The 19690-nt window shown below is 36.6% G+C and carries 12 protein-coding genes and 1 riboswitch; of the genes, 8 read left to right on the top strand and 4 right to left on the bottom strand.

Annotated elements, in window-relative coordinates; genetic code table 11:
- Positions 1 to 156 precede the first annotated feature (156 nt).
- Positions 157 to 4326 (top strand): InlB B-repeat-containing protein, encoded by a 4170-nt coding sequence (locus tag FYJ25_RS04935; RefSeq protein WP_154580698.1) that lies wholly within the window; start codon positions 157 to 159, stop codon positions 4324 to 4326.
- A gap of 155 nt (positions 4327 to 4481) precedes the next feature.
- On the opposite strand, the gene FYJ25_RS04940 is transcribed toward FYJ25_RS04935, so the two are convergent.
- On the bottom strand, positions 4482 to 4946 hold the full coding sequence (locus FYJ25_RS04940; RefSeq protein ID WP_154580699.1) for a DUF3592 domain-containing protein: 465 nt from the start codon (positions 4944 to 4946) through the stop codon (positions 4482 to 4484).
- A 181-nt stretch (positions 4947 to 5127) separates the two neighbouring features.
- Positions 5128 to 5221: riboswitch (ZMP/ZTP riboswitch) on the top strand.
- A gap of 173 nt (positions 5222 to 5394) precedes the next feature.
- Here FYJ25_RS04940 and FYJ25_RS04945 point away from each other — a divergent pair.
- Complete coding sequence (locus tag FYJ25_RS04945; RefSeq protein ID WP_096238867.1) at positions 5395 to 7065, top strand: formate--tetrahydrofolate ligase; 1671 nt, start codon at positions 5395 to 5397, stop codon at positions 7063 to 7065.
- Between the two features lie 158 nt (positions 7066 to 7223).
- Here the strand turns inward: FYJ25_RS04945 and FYJ25_RS04950 are convergent, their stop codons facing one another.
- Positions 7224 to 8546 carry a DUF6273 domain-containing protein gene (locus tag FYJ25_RS04950; RefSeq protein ID WP_154580700.1) on the bottom strand — a complete coding sequence of 441 codons (1323 nt, stop codon included), beginning with the start codon at positions 8544 to 8546 and terminating at the stop codon, positions 7224 to 7226.
- A 384-nt stretch (positions 8547 to 8930) separates the two neighbouring features.
- Between FYJ25_RS04950 and FYJ25_RS04955 the strand changes: the two genes are divergently transcribed.
- From FYJ25_RS04955 to FYJ25_RS04965, 3 genes are all read left to right on the top strand, one after another.
- Positions 8931 to 10067 (top strand): aminotransferase class V-fold PLP-dependent enzyme, encoded by a 1137-nt coding sequence (locus FYJ25_RS04955; RefSeq protein WP_154580701.1) that lies wholly within the window; start codon positions 8931 to 8933, stop codon positions 10065 to 10067.
- A 203-nt stretch (positions 10068 to 10270) separates the two neighbouring features.
- Complete coding sequence (locus FYJ25_RS04960; protein ID WP_154580702.1) at positions 10271 to 10591, top strand: hypothetical protein; 321 nt, start codon at positions 10271 to 10273, stop codon at positions 10589 to 10591.
- A 192-nt stretch (positions 10592 to 10783) separates the two neighbouring features.
- Positions 10784 to 10975, top strand: coding sequence for a hypothetical protein (locus tag FYJ25_RS04965; protein WP_154580703.1), 192 nt, complete (start codon positions 10784 to 10786; stop codon positions 10973 to 10975).
- 73 nt (positions 10976 to 11048) lie between these two features.
- Here FYJ25_RS04965 and pckA read toward each other — a convergent pair whose 3' ends face one another.
- Both pckA and FYJ25_RS04975 read right to left on the bottom strand, forming a co-directional pair.
- On the bottom strand, positions 11049 to 12635 hold the full coding sequence (gene pckA, locus FYJ25_RS04970) for a phosphoenolpyruvate carboxykinase (ATP) (protein ID WP_096238871.1): 1587 nt from the start codon (positions 12633 to 12635) through the stop codon (positions 11049 to 11051).
- Between the two features lie 170 nt (positions 12636 to 12805).
- A complete protein-coding gene (locus FYJ25_RS04975; RefSeq protein ID WP_096238872.1) occupies positions 12806 to 14602 on the bottom strand; it encodes a DUF885 domain-containing protein in 1797 nt (598 codons plus the stop codon).
- Between the two features lie 194 nt (positions 14603 to 14796).
- Here FYJ25_RS04975 and metG point away from each other — a divergent pair, with 194 nt between their 5' ends.
- The 3 genes from metG to rsmA all read left to right on the top strand — a co-directional run bounded on the left by metG (position 14797) and on the right by rsmA (position 19648).
- Positions 14797 to 16764, top strand: coding sequence for a methionine--tRNA ligase (gene metG / locus FYJ25_RS04980; RefSeq protein ID WP_021906889.1), 1968 nt, complete (start codon positions 14797 to 14799; stop codon positions 16762 to 16764).
- Between the two features lie 668 nt (positions 16765 to 17432).
- Positions 17433 to 18203 carry a TatD family hydrolase gene (locus FYJ25_RS04985; RefSeq protein ID WP_154580704.1) on the top strand — a complete coding sequence of 257 codons (771 nt, stop codon included), beginning with the start codon at positions 17433 to 17435 and terminating at the stop codon, positions 18201 to 18203.
- A 584-nt stretch (positions 18204 to 18787) separates the two neighbouring features.
- A complete protein-coding gene (gene rsmA, locus FYJ25_RS04990; protein WP_154580705.1) occupies positions 18788 to 19648 on the top strand; it encodes a 16S rRNA (adenine(1518)-N(6)/adenine(1519)-N(6))-dimethyltransferase RsmA in 861 nt (286 codons plus the stop codon).
- Positions 19649 to 19690 lie beyond the last annotated feature (42 nt).

The following is a 19690-nucleotide window of genomic DNA, read 5'->3' on the forward strand; positions in this document are numbered from 1 at the left end:
TGTGACTATATGTCTCCAAATGATTATGAAGAACTGTATCGTAGAATCCAGAAAGACGAATTGCTGATGGCAAGTTAAGATGAGGAAAACCTCATTTTAACTTGTACTAAATCTTGACATAGGACCAATTTGCACAAAATAGTTAGGAGTAAGAGTATGAAGAAAATGAAAAGAATAGTTGCTATTTTGCTTGCTGTTTTAATGATTACAACGATAGTGCCCGCGAATGCATTAACGGTATCAGCCGCAACCAATAAAGCAACAGTAACGCAACCGGCAAAGTTAAAAAATGTACTGAAAAAGAAGCGCATAACAACAGTTAATATAAAGACAGGAAAAAAATATACTTTTACTACGAAGGCGAAGAAGTATAAAAAGACGATAAATCTTACGGCATCTCGTTCAACTTTTAAAAATAAGGCTGTTTTTAAGAAAGTAAATATTAAAAATATTAATTCTTATGTAGAGATGGCTTCGGGGAATAAGTTGAATGTTACGGCATCTAAAGTGAAACTTCAGATTGCAGCAAAAGCCAAAAATACATCGATTCGTCTGAATAAGAAAAATATGAAAGCAGCAGTAAAGATAAGCGGTTCAATTTCAGCGATTCAGATAAATAAGAAGGCAGATTTAAAAGTTTCTGGTAAGCCTAAGAAAGAATTAAAGATTAAAAATAGTGCAGCGGATTCTAAAATTAATATAGATACGGCTACAAACGTACAGGTTATTTTAAATAAAAAAGCCAATGTACTTATCGGAAAGAGTGTAAAGGGAGCTACTATTATTTTAGCTGCTGGTAGCACAGCAACAATTACCAATTATTCTAAAAAAGAAGTTTCTGTTCGGCAGAGTAATGGAAATATTATAAAGGTTAAGGCTGGACAAAAGAGGACGGTTAGTAATAAAACCAGTTCTGATTCCACGAAAAAGGGAAAGGATAATGTTGTTCCAGTAAAGGCATGGAAAGTTTCTTTTGAGACTAAAGGAGGTACACAGGTACCAGCTCAAACAGTTGAAATAGGAAAGAAAGTAGTGGAACCGGTAGAGCCGTCATGGGATGGATTTACATTTAAAGGATGGTATTTAGACGAGAATTTTAAGAACAAATACGATTTTAACAACAAGGTTTCAGAAGATTTTACATTGTATGCAAAGTGGAGAATGAGTACAGATTCTGATATAAGGCATACGGTAACCTTTGTATTAAATGATGGAAGTGCTGGAACTTATCAGCAATCTACGGTTATAAATAATAATTCTGTATCAAGACCTTTGACCAATCCTTCTCGTGCAGGGTATACATTTAAAGGTTGGTATGATGATGAGACTTTAACTGCAAAATATGATTTTTCCTCTCCAGTCACATCAGATATTACTTTATATGCAGGCTGGGGTAATCCAGAGGGAGAAGACGGTTTATATGCTTCCCAGAATGGAGGAGATACAACCTATGCTATTTCTTCTTTAAAAGTGTCAAACACGAAGGTAGAAGCGGTAGTTAACTCAAATACGTCAGGTATTCTTGTTGTAAGATTTTATGATCCATCGGGTTATTTTGATGAAAATAGCAATTGGAGTGTTGACTCTAAACACTGCTATGGGTATTTATCTGTAAGAACACCGGCGCATTGTGAATCTTCGGTGGTATCTGTTGATAAGCCTTCTGACATGAATTTGCCAATACATTATATAGTAACAGCATCACTCTATGACTCAGAAACAACGAATGAACTGTGTGATACATATATATGTGCAGATTATACTGAGGAAAATGAAGAGTTTGAAAAGTTGACCGTTAATGATTTTAAGAATGAGACAGTTCTTAATTTTGATAAAGATAAGACAGATAACTTTGGGGTACTGGCAAATGAAGTAAAAGAAATAAAATGTACAGGAAGTCAGAATCATATTTCTGTAAAGAGTCAGACCATCAAGAGTGGTGATAGTTTAGTAAATAGAGAAACTTATATATTTTCTAATCCAGATGATACAGTAAAGAGGTTAAAACAGGGAGACAAAGTTTTAATTTATGAAAATGGTACTGCTAAATATATACTTGAAATATCTAATGTATCTGTAAGTGGTGGACAAATTTCCATTACGGAAAGTTTAAATACGGATTTAATGGATTTTTATAGTGTATTAAAAGTAGATATGGGTGTCGAAGAAGCAAAAGCGGAAGTCGGGGGCATTATGAGACATGCAGAAATAATCGATACCGATACGTCAGCAAAAGTCTCACTGGCAACGAATCTTGAATGGAAAATTAAAAATGGTAGTCCTGGAGCATCTTTAAAGGGAGAATTAAAAGGTGAGGCAGAGCTGAATCTTTCTATTAAGTATGATGTGAGAATATTTAGAAAAGATTATTTTGAATGTGCAGTAAAATCTAATATTACAGGAACCTTGCAGGTTAAGTTAGAGGGTTCCATAGATAACAGCTCCAAAGTGAAAAAAGAACTTGAGGGCGTAAAAGTTCCATTTAAGACTCCGATTGTGGGTCTGGATGCGTATACAGCAGTATCCTTCCCGACAGAAGTATCATTTAAAGCAAATGTATCTGTCACCTTAAAGTTTGCTATGAATAATGGTTTCACATATAATAGCAATTCAGGAAGACAGGATATTGATAAGAAGTCATATTCTGTAGACTTTAAGGGAGAAGCAAAATTTGAAGTAAGTACAGGTCCTAAGTTTACAGTAGGTGTTACTTTTATTAAGGATAAATTAGATGCATCAATTGAGGCACAGATAGGAGTGAAGCTAACTGCAGAATTAGCTCTTACACAGAGTGATGATATTTCCAATGTTGATTCGAAACATGCCTGTCATGCCTGTTTGTCCGGAAAGGCAAGATGGTTTGCAAAGGTAAATGTAAAGTTGAAATATAAAATCGTAAAAGATGTACTGGAAGGGACAGCCTTTGATTTGAATGTTATTTCTGTTGAGGGATATGTGAATCCACGACAACGAATACCGGGAGGATTCTATTTATCTCTTAAGAATGATAGAAATAGCATACTTGGAGGTCAGATTAAATTTGGCTGGGGAGAATGTCCAAATAAGAAATACAGACTTATTGTAAAGACAGTAGATAAGGATAATAATGAAATATCCGGAGTAGCACTTACTATTGTGAATAGTAATGGAGATGTTGTACAGTCTGCAAAATCACAATCAAAAGGATATTTATATAATGGTGTTTATAAGGTATCCGGTACCATTGGTGATAAGACAGTTTCCTCATCATTTGTTATTAATGAAGGTGCGAAAAATGTAACTCTTTCAGAAAAATCTCAGTCAACAACTCACATTACAGGAAAGGTAAGAGATGCCGACACTAAGAAGTGGATTGGTGGAGCAACAGTTAAGTTCAATAAGGGAGAAATGACGATAAGTTCTGCTACTACCGATGCAGATGGATTATTTGAGGCGGATCTTCCAGTAGACAGTTATGAGATAGTTGTCAGTAAAGATGGATATGTCAGCGTTACCACGAATGAAACGATTGTAGAAAGTGAAACAAAATACATGGGAACAATAGATTTAGTAGCTGGTGACGAAAATGGACGGGGAGGCTTTAGCGGATATATTACAGATGCCATAACAGGTAAGGCAGTGCAGAATGTAAAGTTACAGATTAGAGCAGGAGCCAACAGTCCAGATACAAATGATATTCTTTTGACGTTAAGTACTGATTCGGGAGGATACTACAGTTATAAGCCAAAAGACATTTTTGGAATTAAAAGAGGTCTTACCAGTGGAATGTACACGGTTACAGCTATCAAAGACGGTTATATCACAAGTAGCTTTAATATTGTAGTAAAAGAAGATGAAGATGTTGATAATCAAAATGGAACAATTTCTCCGGTTTTAAAAGATAAAGAATACCGAATTGTATTAAGATGGGGAAGTCGTCCAAGTGATCTGGATTCACATTACAATGCTATTGTAGAAGCGGATCATGTATATTATTCAAATAAGAGAGGAAAGGCAGCGAATCTTGATGTAGATGACACTAGTAGTTATGGACCGGAAACAATTACAGTAACAGACTTTGATTCACTAAGTAATGGATTTGTTTACTCGGTACACAACTATTCAAACAAGAGTGAAAGTTCAAGTCAGGCACTTTCAGAATCCGATGCATATGTTACAGTATATCACGGAAAGTATGAGCCAGTTGTTTTCCATGTTCCGGTAGGCTATGTGGGAACAGTATGGAATGTATTTAAAGTAAACAGCGAAGGTAATATAGAAGCGATAAATACTTTTGAAAACTGTAGTGATTCATCGAATGTAGGAAGTTCTTTCAGAACATATTAATTCAGGATGTATTAATTAGTGAAAATGTGAGCGGGGCTGCCGCAGTATAGGTCTGAAGCTATAACTGCTGACAGTCCCGTTTTTATGTGCCCTGAAAGATTTTAAAAGTGCTATATGATATGCAATAATGAGCATGGGAGCTAAGCTTTTTCTTGTTAGATTAAAAATATTAAAATATTAGAAAGAATACCTTCTAAAAAAGCGAGAAATAATAAAAAAATGCCTACAGGGAGATAATAACGCTGTATAGTTTTTGGAGCGGTATCTTTTTTTACATAAAATTGTTCGGGATTCGAAGGATTATAGTTAACAGTAACTTTTTCACCAATAGAAAAATAATTATAGTTATGTCCATTTAAAGATTTTTCATATATAAAACCATGAACATCATATTTTACAACGGGGATATATAGATATTGTTTTGTTTGAATATCTGTTGATACATTACATTCTTCTGGAGTTAATCGGATGATTGTACCAGTTACTGATGCAGTGCATACTTTTTCCAACTTTGACTGGTCGTGAGATATTTTATGGCTGAGATAAACAAAGAGAATTCCAATTCCGATAAGTAATAATGGAACGATTCCGCCCATAAGTATTCTAAAGATCATAAGCATTGTCGTCACCTCCTGATAAAAAATTTCCGTCAAAATCAAATATAGAACAATTTTAAAAGTATATTAATGAAATTTCTGTTAGTATAATCATAACAAAACTGTTTATAGAAAGTAAAGTAAAATTAAAAAGTTGACTTTTCCGCGTAAGTGTGTAAATATATAAATATAAATCTGCCAACGCAGAAATTCTGGTTACTGACGGATATGTGAAGAGACACAGTGTAGCCGGAGGGATGGAGACATCCTGTTATTAGCCGACCGTCTGGGCAGCTTCTTTTGAAGTTGCCCTTTTTGTTTTTACCCCAACAATTTATCTCAGTCGAGAAGACTCCCACCTCCTTCAGGCGGCTCGACTTGAATTAAAGACATAGTAAATAGGGCAAGGGTATAAAGCAGAAGAGAAAGTGTGTAAAGTATTTATATGCGTTAAAATGAAAGGAAGAAGGATATGAAAACAGATATTCAGATTGCACAGGAAGCAACAATGCTTCCAATTAAAGATGTAGCAGCAAATTATGGGATTACAGAAGATGATTTAGAATTATACGGAAAGTATAAGGCTAAGTTTTCTGATGAGTTTATGAACAGTCTTGATGAGAAACCAGATGGTAAACTTGTATTAATGACAGCGATTAACCCAACTCCTGCCGGAGAGGGAAAGACAACAACAAGTATTGGTCTTGCACAGGCATTAGAGAAGTTAGGAAAGAAGTCTGTTCTTGCACTTCGTGAGCCTTCTCTTGGACCATGTTTCGGAATAAAAGGCGGAGCTGCTGGAGGCGGATATTCCCAGGTAGTTCCTATGGAAGATTTAAATCTTCATTTTACAGGTGATTTCCATGCAATCACATCTGCAAATAACTTATTAGCAGCACTTCTGGATAATCATATTCAGCAGGGAAATGAGCTTCGCATCGATACAAGACAGGTAATATGGAAACGTTGTATGGATATGAATGACCGTTCTCTTCGTAATATTGTCATTGGCCTTGGAAGAAAAGTAGACGGTTATGTAAGAGAAGATCATTTCGTCATTACAGTAGCAACAGAAATTATGGCGATTCTCTGTCTCGCAGAAGACATTAAAGACTTAAAAGAACGTTTATCAAAGATTATTGTAGCATATGATGTGGATGGTAATCCTGTAACTGCAGGACAGCTTAATGCAGTTGGTTCTATGGCAGCATTATTAAAAGATGCGATTAAGCCAAATATGGTACAGACATTAGAGCATACAGGCGCAATCGTTCATGGAGGACCATTTGCTAATATTGCACATGGATGTAACAGTGTACGAGCTACAAAGATGGCGTTAAAGCTTTCTGATATCGCCATTACAGAGGCTGGATTCGGTGCAGATCTTGGGGCAGAGAAGTTCATGGATATTAAGTGCCGTATGGCAGGCTTAAAGCCAGATGCAGTTGTATTAGTAGCAACAGTTCGTGCTTTAAAATATAATGGTGGTGTTCCAAAAACAGACCTTGCAGAAGAAAATATGGATGCGTTGAAAAAAGGTATCTGTAATCTTGAAAAACATATCGAAAATCTTCAGAAATTTGGTGTGCCTATCGTTGTAACTTTAAATGCGTTTGTTACAGATACAGAAGCAGAACACGACTTTATCCGTCAGTTCTGTGAAGAAAGAGGATGTGAATTCGCTCTGTCTGAAGTATGGGCAAAAGGCGGCGAAGGTGGAATTGAACTCGCTAAGAAAGTATTGAAAACATTAGAAGAAAAAGAAAGTAATTTCAAAGTACTTTATCCAGATAATGCACCTTTAAAAGAAAAAGTAGAAACCATCGCAAAAGAGATTTACGGTGCAGATGGAGTGACATATGAGCCAGCAGCAGAAAAAATGCTTGCGAAACTTACAGATTTAGGATTCGGTGATCTGCCAGTATGTATGGCAAAAACACAGTATTCTCTTTCTGATGATCAGACAAAATTAGGTCGTCCGGAAGGTTTCAACATTCATGTACGTGATGCTTTCGTAAATGCCGGAGCAGGTTTTGTTGTAATCCTTACCGGAGCAATCATGACAATGCCGGGATTACCAAAGAAACCAGCAGCATTTGGCATTGATGTAGATGATAATGGAAAGATCACAGGATTATTCTAAATCCTGATTTGTAGATTTAATGTAGACAAAAAAAGAAAACATACCATATCCCATCTGCTCTGTAGTCGCTGTATTTAAGATGCTCGTCCGCATCTTAAACACGCTCCGAAGCCGCATCTGGGATATGGTATGTTTTCTTTTTTCGTCTATATTAAATCTTATTCTATATTTAACCACATTGCTGGTTTTACAGTGATATTAGTATTGGTTACTTCATATCCATAATCCATAACGGTTTTATCTTTGTATACAAAGCTCATAGAGTTTTCGGCTGCTCCTGGAGTACGAAGCCACCAGCAGCTTTTTGTTTCATGAATGGCATCATAATATTTTGCAACTTCATCACAGCTGAGTAAGAAGAATTTATCTTTCGTATTATTACCTGCTGGAGTTTTATAGGTTGCATTTGGTGTGTTTTTTACAGTTGTTTCCAAAATACTGTTCCGTTCGTTTTCAGTGAAACTTTCCTGAAGAAAATTGTTGTTAAGCCATTCACGTACGGAAGAAGATTCCCAAGTTACATTCTGCCCTTTTTCATCAAATGGTGTTGAACCGAAAGCATTATCTTTGAGTAAAAGTACTTTTCCATCTTTTTTATCGAGTACTCTCCAGTCCATATGGGCAAAAGGAATTACTTCTCCTATTTTGGTGTTTTTAACGCGTGCTTTTTCTAATGTAACAAATTTAGATTCACTGTCTTTATAGTCTTCTTTAGAAAGTGCATTATAATTTTTATAGGCGGTATTCTCGTCTCCGTCTTTATAAGCTTGTTTTGCAGATTTGTAACGGTATTCTAATGCTTTTTCATGGGCGGAAATATCTTTGTTCTTCATATAAACAATTTCGTAGTTCTGCCATGTTTTTTCATAGTTTCCTGTATGTGAGTAAATGCCGGCGAGACATTGTCTAAAGGAAACTGTCCGGGTGAAAAACAGTAATGCAAGCATACAAACGATGAAGGTACAGCTTACAAAAAGACTGTGACGTTTTAACTGGGAAGCTTTCTCATCTGCAAGCTTTTCACAGAGTTTCATCTGTTCTTCGGAATCATTACACTTGATGGCTTCTGCATATACAGAAGGCTCTGTCCATTTTTCAACGAGGGGATGTGTCTGCTCATAGTGGTAAATACGAGAAAAGATTGTTTGAGCAGAGTAGTAGTCATTCGGTGTTTTTGCTTTATCACGAATATGACATGCTTCTTTATATAATTCTATTTTCCCTTCTGCGCGTGTGTTGAACTTCTTTTTCTTGAGTTCTCTAAGAAGTGGCCGCACATCTTTATAAGGTTTGACTTTTTTTAAATATTGGATAGCACGATGATAATATTTGCCCTGGTCTTCAAACTTATTCATATGTTCCGCTATATTAATATATCGGAGGGCAGTTTCATAGTTCTGCTGAGCCAGTTCTTCTTCCGATAAATTATCATGGGTTTCTTCGATGGTGAGATTGATATCAATTTTTTCATCATTTCTCATGGGAAGTTCTTCCTTTCTAAAAATATAGTGAGGCAAAATTATTCAGTGTTTCAGTGATAATGAAACGAATCTGAATAGTTGCAATCAAATTATGTTACCATTTTTTCGGGCAAAATACAAGGCGTTTGCGTAAGAAAACCATCTAATGGAAATTGCCAAAAAAAAGATGCGGATTTCTTAAACATTGTTCAATAAAAAAGGAATAAATGTTGAGAAAAATACGGTAAGTGTGATAATATATTCAGACAGAATGCTAAGGCGTTCCTGAAAAAGTAAGTGTTGATAAATATGCTGTGCAATTTGTTATGCAATTTGCAATGAATTTCAAAGGCAATGATATTTTCTTTGGTATTGGCATGGTATTAGTATACGAGGAGGAAAAGCATGATATATTTTGATAATGCGGCAACAACATTAAAGAAACCAGATGGAGTAGCACAGGCTGTTTCAGATGCTATCATGAATTTGGGAAATGCAGGAAGAGGTGCTTATGATGCATCTTTACATAGTATGCGAATGGCCTACGAAACGAGAGAATTATTGAATGAACTTTTTAATGGAGAAGGACCGGAGCAGATTGCGTTTATGTCTAATGCAACGGAAGCTTTAAATACGGCAATTAATGGGATGATTCAGTCGGGAGATCATGTTGTGACAACAGTTATGGAACATAATTCGGTACTTCGTCCGTTATATTTAAAAGAACAGACAGGGGTTGCGCTTACTGTTTTGCCACTTGATGAGAATGGGTTGATTTCCAGTGAAGCTTTTGAAGAGGCGATTCGTCCAGATACGGAAGCGATTGTTTGTACGCATGCATCGAATGTAACAGGCACAGCGCTTAATTTATATAGAATAGGAGAAGTATGTAAACGTCATGGATTACATTTTATTGTTGATGCTTCACAGTCAGCAGGAATTCTTCCTATAGATATGCAGGCAATGAACATTGATGCATTGTGTTTTACCGGGCATAAAGGATTGTTTGGACCGCAGGGAACGGGGGGAATCTGTCTTAGAAAGGGGATAACGATTCGCCCGCTAAAGGTAGGTGGAAGCGGAATACATTCTTTTGATAAAGAGCAGCCGCAGTTTATGCCGGAACTTTTAGAAGCCGGAACGATAAATGCACATGGGATTGCTGGTTTAAATGCTTCACTTAAATATCTGAAGAAGGAAGGCCTGGAAAAGTTATATACAAAAGAAGCGCTTCTTACGAAGACATTTTATGAGGGAGTGCGTCGTATTGAGGGTGTGAGAGTGTATGGTAACTTTGACCAGGAAAAAAGAGCGCCTGTAGTATCGTTAAATATTCGGAACGAGGATGCAGGAAAGGTTAGTGAAATTCTTTGGGAAGATTATGGAATTGCAACAAGAGCAGGAGCACACTGTGCCCCGCTTATGCATGAAGCGCTAGAAACAACGGAGCAGGGTGTTGTCCGTTTTAGTTTCTCAAGTTTTAATACGATAGAAGAAATCAAACAGGGGATCGAAGCAATTCGGGAGCTTGCATCTGAATAATAAAGATAAAATAAAAAATAGACAATTATAAGCAGATTTTTCTTGCTTAAAAAGAATAAAATGACAAGAAATATTCGGTCCAGATATTTGCAAAAATGATAAAATGCACAAAATAATAACGATAAATATTGAAGTCTTAGTATAGTTATGCTGTTCTAAATACAGTGTAAATAATGAAAACACCATAAAAGGAGGATATGAATATGAAGAAATTTACAAAAATCTTTGCATTTGCAATGGCATTGATGATGGTATTCGCACTTCAGGCTCCGGTAAGTGCAGCGGAAAAAGGAGCAGTGCAGGCTGTAAATCAAGAGCAGGCGCAAGCAACAGTACAGGCGGATACATATACACATAGAGTATATAGCCTTTATTACAATCAATCTATGAAAAAATGCCCAGTCACAATACAAGTTACAAGTAATTCTTCTAATCATTATACATATGAAGTTCAGTTATTAGATCATACGAAGAAAAAAGTTATCGCTCAGGATGATTGTGCATTATATGCATTTTTTGATTAAAAAAAGAATCAGCTTTATTACTATAGAGTAAGAGCAACTGCATATGATTATACACAGAAAAAATATGTTCCTGTTTCTGACTGGTCTTATGGTTATGGTATTAATACTGCTATATGTAAGGTTAAATTATCCGGTAAGAAGATCAAGATAAAAGTACCTAAAGTAAAGGGTGTTAAGAAGTTTACTTTGTATATGTCAACAAAGAGTGATAAAGGGTATAAAAAAGTTAAGAAAGTAAAACCAGGAAAGACAGTTGTAATATCTAAGTTTAAGAATAAGGCGTTTAAGAAGGGAAAATATTATTATTATAATGTTGTTTCTAAGAAAAATGAAACAAGATTAAAACATAATTTCCATATTTACACCAAATATGTTCGTAGATAGGTAAATATTAAAAATCCCAGTAAGGGGAAGGCTTTTTAGCCTTTCCTTTACTGGGATTTTTTTGGAGTATCAATTAGTCAGCTTTTGGACCTGCTTCTGCGATATTCTTTGGCATGTTAGGATATTTCTTAGTGAAGTTATCCTGGAACATCTTAGCAAGCTTTTTAGCCTGTGCATCGTAAGCAGCTTTATCTTCCCATGTGTCACGAGGGTTCATGATTTCAGAAGGTACGTTAGGACATGTCTGAGGAATGTCTACGTTAAATACTTCATCATGTTTGTACTCTACATCATCAAATGTTCCGTTTAATGCTGCAGTTACCATTGCACGAGTATATTTTAACTTCATACGGCTTCCTACTCCGTAAGGACCGCCTGTCCATCCTGTGTTTACAAGATATACTTTTGTGTTGTATTTTTCAATTCTTTCTCCAAGCATGTTAGCGTATACAGATGGATCCATTGGCATGAATGGTTCACCGAATAATGTGGAGAATGTTGGCTGTGGTTCTGTGATTCCACGTTCTGTACCAGCAAGTTTGGATGTGAATCCTGTTACGAAGTGGTACATAGCAGCGTTCTCATCTAATCTGGAGATTGGAGGAAGTACACCGAATGCATCAGCAGTTAAGAAGATAACTACTTTAGGGATTCCGCCAACACCAGGGATCTGTGCGTTAGAAATATAATCAACTGGGTATCCTACACGAGTATTCTCTGTAAGAGATCCATCATCAAAATCAAATTCACGAGTTTCGTCATCCATGACAACGTTCTCTACAAGGCTTCCGAACTTAATCGCATTGTAGATTTCTGGTTCGTTTTCAGCGCTTAAGTTGATACATTTAGCGTAGCATCCACCTTCGAAGTTGAAGATTCCTCTGTCAGACCAGCCATGCTCATCATCACCGATTAATTTACGGTTAGGATCAGCGGAAAGAGTAGTCTTACCTGTTCCGGATAAACCAAAGAATACTGCTGTTTCATGAGTTTCAGGATCCATGTTAGCGGAGCAGTGCATTGGAAGCACGCCTTCTTTTGGCATTAAGAAGTTCATTACAGAGAATACAGACTTCTTAATTTCTCCTGAGTACTGAGAACCACAGATTACTACCTGTTTCTGTTCATAGTCAACGATGATAGCTGCTTCAGAATGAGTTCCATCGATTTCTGGAATACACTTGAATCCAGGTGCAACGAAGATTGTGAAATCAGCTTCGCCGTAGTTTTCTAATTCTTCTGCTGTAGGACGAATTAAAAGCTCATGAATGAAAAGATTCTGGCTTGCTAACTCGTTAATGATACGGAACTTTCTTGTGCAGACAGGATCAGCACCAGCCTTACCATCAAAGATGAAGATTTCTCTGTTCTGAAGGTAAGCAACTACTTTTGAACGGATAGCATTGAACTTCTCCTGAGTGATAGGAACGTTAACGCTTCCCCATGCAATGTCATCATGAACAGAAGGAGTATCAACGATGAATTTATCTTTAGGAGAACGTCCTGTATATTTACCTGTAGTTACAACGAGTGCGCCTGTATTAGAGAGTTTGCCCTCTCCTCTTCTTAAAGCTGCCTCTGTTAACTGTGCAGGTGTTAAGTTGCGGTAAACTGCTTTAGGATTCACAATCCCAAGTTTCTCGATACCATATGTTTCCATTGTAATACCTCCTAAGTTATATTTGAATTAACTAATACCAATTTTTCAACAATCGTTCCTAGTATAGCAATGAAGGATTGAAATGTCAATTATTCAAAACAAATAAAATGACTAATTGTGAGAAAAAATATTAAAAATATTTAAAAATCAAGGGTATTTACATATATCTTTTAAGAAACATTACTGAGAATTTCTGTTTCTTTTTCTATTTCCTGTCTTAAAATTGAAAAATTGCAGGAACCAACATTCAGAACTGCTTCATGAAAATCAGAAATTTTAAAAGCTTTTCCGAGGGAATCAGCCATAGTTTGTTTTAATTGATCTAATTCGTAGCAGCCGATACTGTAGGAGAGATAAGTTGTCGGATTTTCAATGACATAACGATAAAGCTTTTGGGCACCATCTTTATCTATGCCATAAGTCTGTAAGTAATTTGCCAGAGCATTTTCATCATAATTTTTATAATTTACATACAGATCGCTGAGAGAAGATAAGGATAGCGAGAGCAGGTCATTATCCCGGTAAAGCTGGCGGAGCTGCTTTGTTGTTTGTTCATCGACATTTTTAAATTCAATAAAGTTATAGCTGTATAGCTGAGCGTAAGTTCCCCAGCCTTCATCATAGCCGGCACAGTGGAGAAATGTCCGAAGGGGAGAGGGATTCGTAGTTAAAAAATAATTTGTCTGATACAGATGTCCCGGATAGCCTTCGTGAGCAAGGGTAGAAAATAATTCATTAGAATCCACGCGGCTTTTATTTATGTAAATAATATTATCTTTGGTGCTGTCGATTGGCGGTACAAGGTAGAATGCACAGGCGGAAGTACCGGAGAGTGCATCAGGAACATTTTTGAGCTGGCAGGAAATATTTTTTATTTCCGGAAAGTCGATTAGCGAATCATTTTTTAACGTGTTCATAATTTCTTTTGGTGCAGAAAGAGCAGGAGTTGCAGAGAGATATTCTGTATACAAATCCTTATTCTTTGTAGTGAGAGAAGAAATATCTTTTACTGTATTTTTTAACTGTGATTCTAAAATAGTAATACAGTCTTCCGGAGAAAAATCTGTTCCTACATTAGATATAAGCAAAAACTTATAATAATCCTGCCCATTTTTATACTCGCAAAGTCTTTCTTTAGAAGAAGTATTTTTTGATTCATTTATATAAGTTTGTAAAGAAGTTTTCAGTGATTTATATGCAGGAAAAACTTTATCGGTAACAAGCAGACGGTTATTTGCAATATAACTTGCTTTCTGGTCTTTACTTAAAGATTCTACCTCAGCTAAACGTTCCTCAAAGCTTTGGATGAGGAGATTATTTTCTTCACTTGCATTGAGAAACTGATCAATCTGATCAATGGTATCAGAAATTACGAAAGAAGGACTTATGATACCTGCATTTCGCCGTTCCTGTTCAAAATCAAGAATCTGAGTAAAAAGTTCAGGAACCTGGTTGACAAGAGAAAGATAATCTTTTACGTCTTTTTCGTTATCCAGGCGGTATTCAGAAAGAGTTACCGGAATTTCGGACTGTAAACCGTTTGTGCCAAGTGGGGAAGAATAAAGGATGTATTTTTCGTTCATAATAGATTCGTTCAGATAATCCTGAAAAATCTGCCAGGTAAGTTTTTGCTTTTTTGTCAGATTGCTTGTTGGAAAGGTATAAAGTTTTTGAAGTAATTCTTTTGAACGGCTACAGTTCTTTTTTAAAGTATCGGAAGAAAGATCTCCATAGGTTGGAGAGACAGGGGTTTTGATTCCATATGCAGACGGATTCGAAAGTTTAAAATGAAGAGTGACGGTATTTTCAGCAGCATATTCCCTGAAACAAGAGTTAAGAAAGCGGTCAAACTTCTTTTGCTGTAAAGAAGTTTGCGTAGAAGCTTGTCCGCAGCCAAACAGGATGGTTCCGGAAAGCAGAATAAAACAGATGCTGGCAAATAGTGTGTGACGATGGTTTTTCTTCATAGCGGCCTCCTTTTATATCATTTTTATATCAGAAGATGAAAAGTATTTGGTATTATACTATGAATTATACAGGAAAACTATTAGTTTTTCAGAAAAATAACCATAGACGAATATTCGGATTTATTTTATAATAAAAAATGTTTGACTATAGATAGTACACCTAAGGACAGGTTGCACAGGAGGTATATAGATAAATGAGTAAGAAACCATATTACATTACGACTGCGATTGCTTATACATCAGGTAAGCCTCATATTGGAAATACTTATGAGATCGTTTTAGCAGATGCAATTGCAAGATTTAAAAGAAAAGAAGGCTATGATGTACGTTTCCAGACAGGAACCGATGAACATGGCCAGAAGATTGAGTTAAAGGCAGAAGAGGCTGGAATTTCTCCAAAGGAATTCGTAGACAATACTGCAAAAGAGATTAAGAGAATCTGGGATTTAATGAATACATCCTATGATAAGTTTATCCGTACAACAGATGAAGATCATGAGAAACAAGTTCAGAAGATTTTTAGAAAACTGTATGATAAAGGAGATATTTATAAGGGATATTACGAAGGAATGTACTGTACACCATGTGAATCATTCTTTACAGAATCTCAGTTAGTAGATGGTAAGTGTCCGGATTGTGGACGTCCATGCCAGCCTGCAAAGGAAGAGGCATATTTCTTCCGTATGAGTAAATATGCAGACCGTCTGATTCAGTATATTAATGAGCATCCTGACTTTATTCAGCCGGAATCCCGTAAGAACGAGATGATGAATAACTTCCTTTTACCGGGACTTCAGGACTTATGTGTATCCCGTACTTCTTTCACATGGGGTATTCCTGTAGATTTTGATCCAAAGCATGTTACTTATGTATGGCTTGATGCATTAACAAACTATATTACAGGTCTTGGATATGACTGTGATGGGGAAAGTGGAGAATTATTTAAGAAATACTGGCCGGCAGACTTACATTTGATCGGTAAAGATATTATTCGTTTCCATACAATTTACTGGCCGATCTTCCTAATGGCATTAGATCTCCCACTTCCAAAACAGGTATTTGGTCATCCTTGGTTATTACAGGGTGATGGTAAGATGAGTAAATCAAAAGGAAATGTTATTTATGCAGATGATCTTGTAGAGTTATTTGGTGTAGATGCTGTCCGCTATTTTGTACTTCATGAGATGCCTTTTGAAAATGATGGTGTTATTACATGGGATCTTTTAGTAGAACGTATGAATTCCGACCTTGCGAATACTCTTGGAAATCTTGTTAACCGTACTATTTCCATGTCTAATAAATACTTTAATGGTGTTGTTGCCAATGCTGGTGTCACAGATGGATTTGATAAGAATCTTATGGATGTGGCATTAGATACAAAGCATAAAGTAGTAAAATGTATGTCCAAACTCAGAGTAGCAGATGCTATGACAGAGATTTTTAACTTATTTAAACGTTGTAATAAATACATTGATGAGACAATGCCATGGGCTTTAGCAAAAGATCCTGAGAAGAAAGACAGACTGTCTACTGTCCTTTATAATTTAGTAGAGAGCATCACAATCGGTGCTTCCTTACTTACTCCGTTCATGCCGGAAACAGCAGAAAGAATCTTTGCCCAGCTTAATTCTTCTGAAAGAAGCATGGATGAACTTGAGATGTTTGGTCTTTATAAGTCTGGTAATAAGGTAACAGATAAACCGGAAATTCTTTTCGCAAGACTTGATGCAAAAGAAGTACAGGCAAAAGTTGAGGAACTGAATGCTTCAAAACAGACACAGGAAGCAGAAGAAGAGAAAAAGGATGATGAACCTGTAATTGATATCGAAGCCAAAGAAGAGATTACATTTGATGATTTTGAAAAAATGCAGTTCCAGGTTGGCGAGATCATTGCCTGCGAGGAAGTAAAGAAGTCCAAAAAACTTCTCTGTTCTCAGGTTAAGATTGGAAGCCAGGTAAAACAGATTGTTTCCGGTATCAAGAAACATTACAGTGCAGAAGAAATGGTTGGCAAGAAAGTTATGGTACTTGTGAACTTAAAACCTGCTAAATTAGCTGGAGTTCTTTCTGAAGGTATGCTTTTATGTGCTGAGGACGAAAATGGAGAATTATCTCTTATGGTTCCAGAAAAGAAGATGCCAGCAGGAGCAGAAATCTGTTAATATGTAGATTTCGTGGAGACGAAAAAAGAAAAAATACCATATCCCATCTGCTCTTGTAGTCGCTGTATTTAAGATGCTCGTCCGCATCTTAAATACGCTCCGAAGCCGCATCTGGGATATGGTATTTTTCCTTTTTTCTGACTATTCTAAATCTACAGTTGGTAAGAATGGGGATTCTCCAGAAGGGAGTAGGTTTGGCTGAATTGTATTCTTTTTCTTTATTATAAATTCTTTACAATTCAGCATAAAATTTTGTTTCAGCGGCTTACTGGTTTTGATAGCAAATTAGTGATTTATGTTGGAAAAAAGGGGATTGTCCAGAAGATTATGATTTTTTAACTGATTTGTGTGTCTGAAGTAGACAGCCGCTGAAGGAATGATTATTGCTGAATTGCTAAAAGATTGTGGAAAAGAGAAGAAACTTCTTAATTAAGTATTACATTTTGTGACTTTGTGCTATGGAATTCTGACCATAGGAACTTAGGACTCATTTTTCCTAAGTTCCTGTTTTTCTGGGCAGAATGGAATGTTTAGCGCAACGGAACAAAATGAAACTTAATTAAGAAGTTTCTTCTTGTTCATAGTTTGGAATGCAATTCAGCTAAGTAATCAAGCTGCCTTCAGTGGCGTATGTTTCCTTTAGCAATTAGCAATTAAAGAGGTATATTATGATTTTTGATACACATTCTCATTATAATGACAAGCAATATACACAGGACAGGGAAGCTGTCCTTGCATCTTTAGAAGATGCAGGTGTAACACAGGTAGTAAATGTAAGTGCGAGCTGGAAAGATTTACAGGATACGTTAGAGCTTATTCAGAAGGTTCCGTTTATGTATGGGGCAGTCGGAATTCACCCGGATCATGTTGGCGAGTTGAATGAAGAGCGGTTGAGACAGCTTCGGGAATATTGCCACAGAGACAAGGTTGTTGCAGTTGGAGAAATCGGACTGGATTATCACTGGAACGTAGAACCAAAGGAAGTACAGCAGGAATGGTTTGTCAGGCAGCTTCATCTTGCAACAGAAGAAAAACTGCCGGTAATTATACACAGCAGAGAAGCTTCACAAGATACATTTGATATTATGAAAAAGGAACATGCAGGGACAACAGGTGGTGTGATCCACTGTTTTTCCGGTTCTGCTGAGATGGCAAAAGAATATGTGAAAATGGGGTATTATATCGGTGTAGGTGGTGTTGTTACTTTTAAAAATTCTCGTGTATTAAAGGAAGTAGTAAAGGCTATTCCTTTAGAGCATATCGTAGTAGAAACGGATTGTCCTTATCTTGCACCAACACCGCACAGGGGAAAGAGAAACAGTTCTGCATATCTGCCGTTAGTTATAGAAGAAATCGCGAAATTGAAAGGAATTACGGCAGAAGAAGTAGAAGATGCAACTTATGAAAATGCCCAGAGATTATATGGCTTAATTCGTTAGACAAGCAGATACACAGACGACCTCTGGAAGAGAAAGAATTCATATCTGTGACTTTAGTCGCGGCGTGTTGAATGTTCGCTCCTGCACTCACATTCAACACTTGCTCCGAGGTCACAGATATGGATTCTTTCTCTTCTAGAGGTCTGTTTTTTGGCTGCTTTAAGATCAAGTGATACGAAGCATTTTTTACATATTGTCCCTTTCTCAATTTCGTCTCTTGAATGAAATAGCTATTTCATGTATTATTACATTACTATAGAGAAACTAAGTAAAAATTTAAGGGAAGGTTTAAGAACTGATTTCCCGAATATAAAAATGCTGTAATAAGTGTTATAAATGATTTTTTATGTTTTGTGGGAATGTTCTATCGCAAGAATACCTTAATCTTCTGTAACAAAATTTATAATAATATCCTTCAGTGCGAGTATTTGTACGCATTGCCACAGTATAGTGGAGTAGAAATCCTGGCGGCAATGAGGAGCAATGAAGGATATTATTATAAATTCTGTTTTCAAAGATTTTATCTTGTGATAGAACATGTTCAAAGACGAAAGTTGAATCTTATGACAGCAAAAGGAGGTTTTATGGCGAATTTAGGAAATCCGCAGGAGACGATTGCTGTTTTACAGCGGTATGGTTTTAATTTTCAGAAAAAATATGGACAGAACTTTTTGATTGATACACATGTACTTGATAAGATTATCGGAGCAGCACAGATTGGTCCGGATGATTTTGTGTTGGAAATCGGTCCGGGAATCGGAACGATGACACAGTATCTGGCAGAAGTGGCAAGGGAGGTTGTTGCTGTTGAAATTGATACAAAGCTGATTCCGATTCTTCAGGATACGTTAAAGGAATATGATAATGTAACGGTATTAAATGAAGATATTTTAAAAGTGGATATCCGTAAAATTGCAGAAGAAAAGAACGGTGGTAAGCCAATCAAGGTCGTTGCCAATCTGCCATATTATATTACAACACCAATTATCATGGGATTATTTGAGAGTGAAGTGCCACTCGATTCCATTACAGTTATGGTACAGAAGGAAGTGGCAGACCGTATGCAGGTAGGACCGGGAACGAAAGATTACGGCGCGCTTTCTCTTGCAGTGCAGTATTACGCTGAGCCATATATCGTAGCTAATGTGCCTCCAAATTGCTTTATTCCAAGGCCAGCCGTTGGGTCAGCCGTTATTCGCCTGACACGCTATCAGGAAAAGCCGGTGAAAGTAAATGATGCCTCTTTTATGTTTAAAATTATTCGCGCTTCTTTTAATCAGAGAAGAAAAACATTGCAGAATGGACTGTATAATTCCAGCGAACTGCGTATACCGAAAGAAAAAACGGTAGCGGCGCTTGAGGAGATGGGGCTTACTCCGACAATCCGAGGGGAAAAACTTTCTTTGGAGGAATTTGCACAGTTATCAGATATTCTTGGAAGATAAACACACTGCTGTCATAAAAGTAGTTTGCCGGAATACATTAGT

Origin of the sequence: Anaerobutyricum soehngenii (genome assembly GCF_009697165.1) — a bacterium.
Lineage (GTDB): Bacteria > Bacillota > Clostridia > Lachnospirales > Lachnospiraceae > Anaerobutyricum > Anaerobutyricum soehngenii.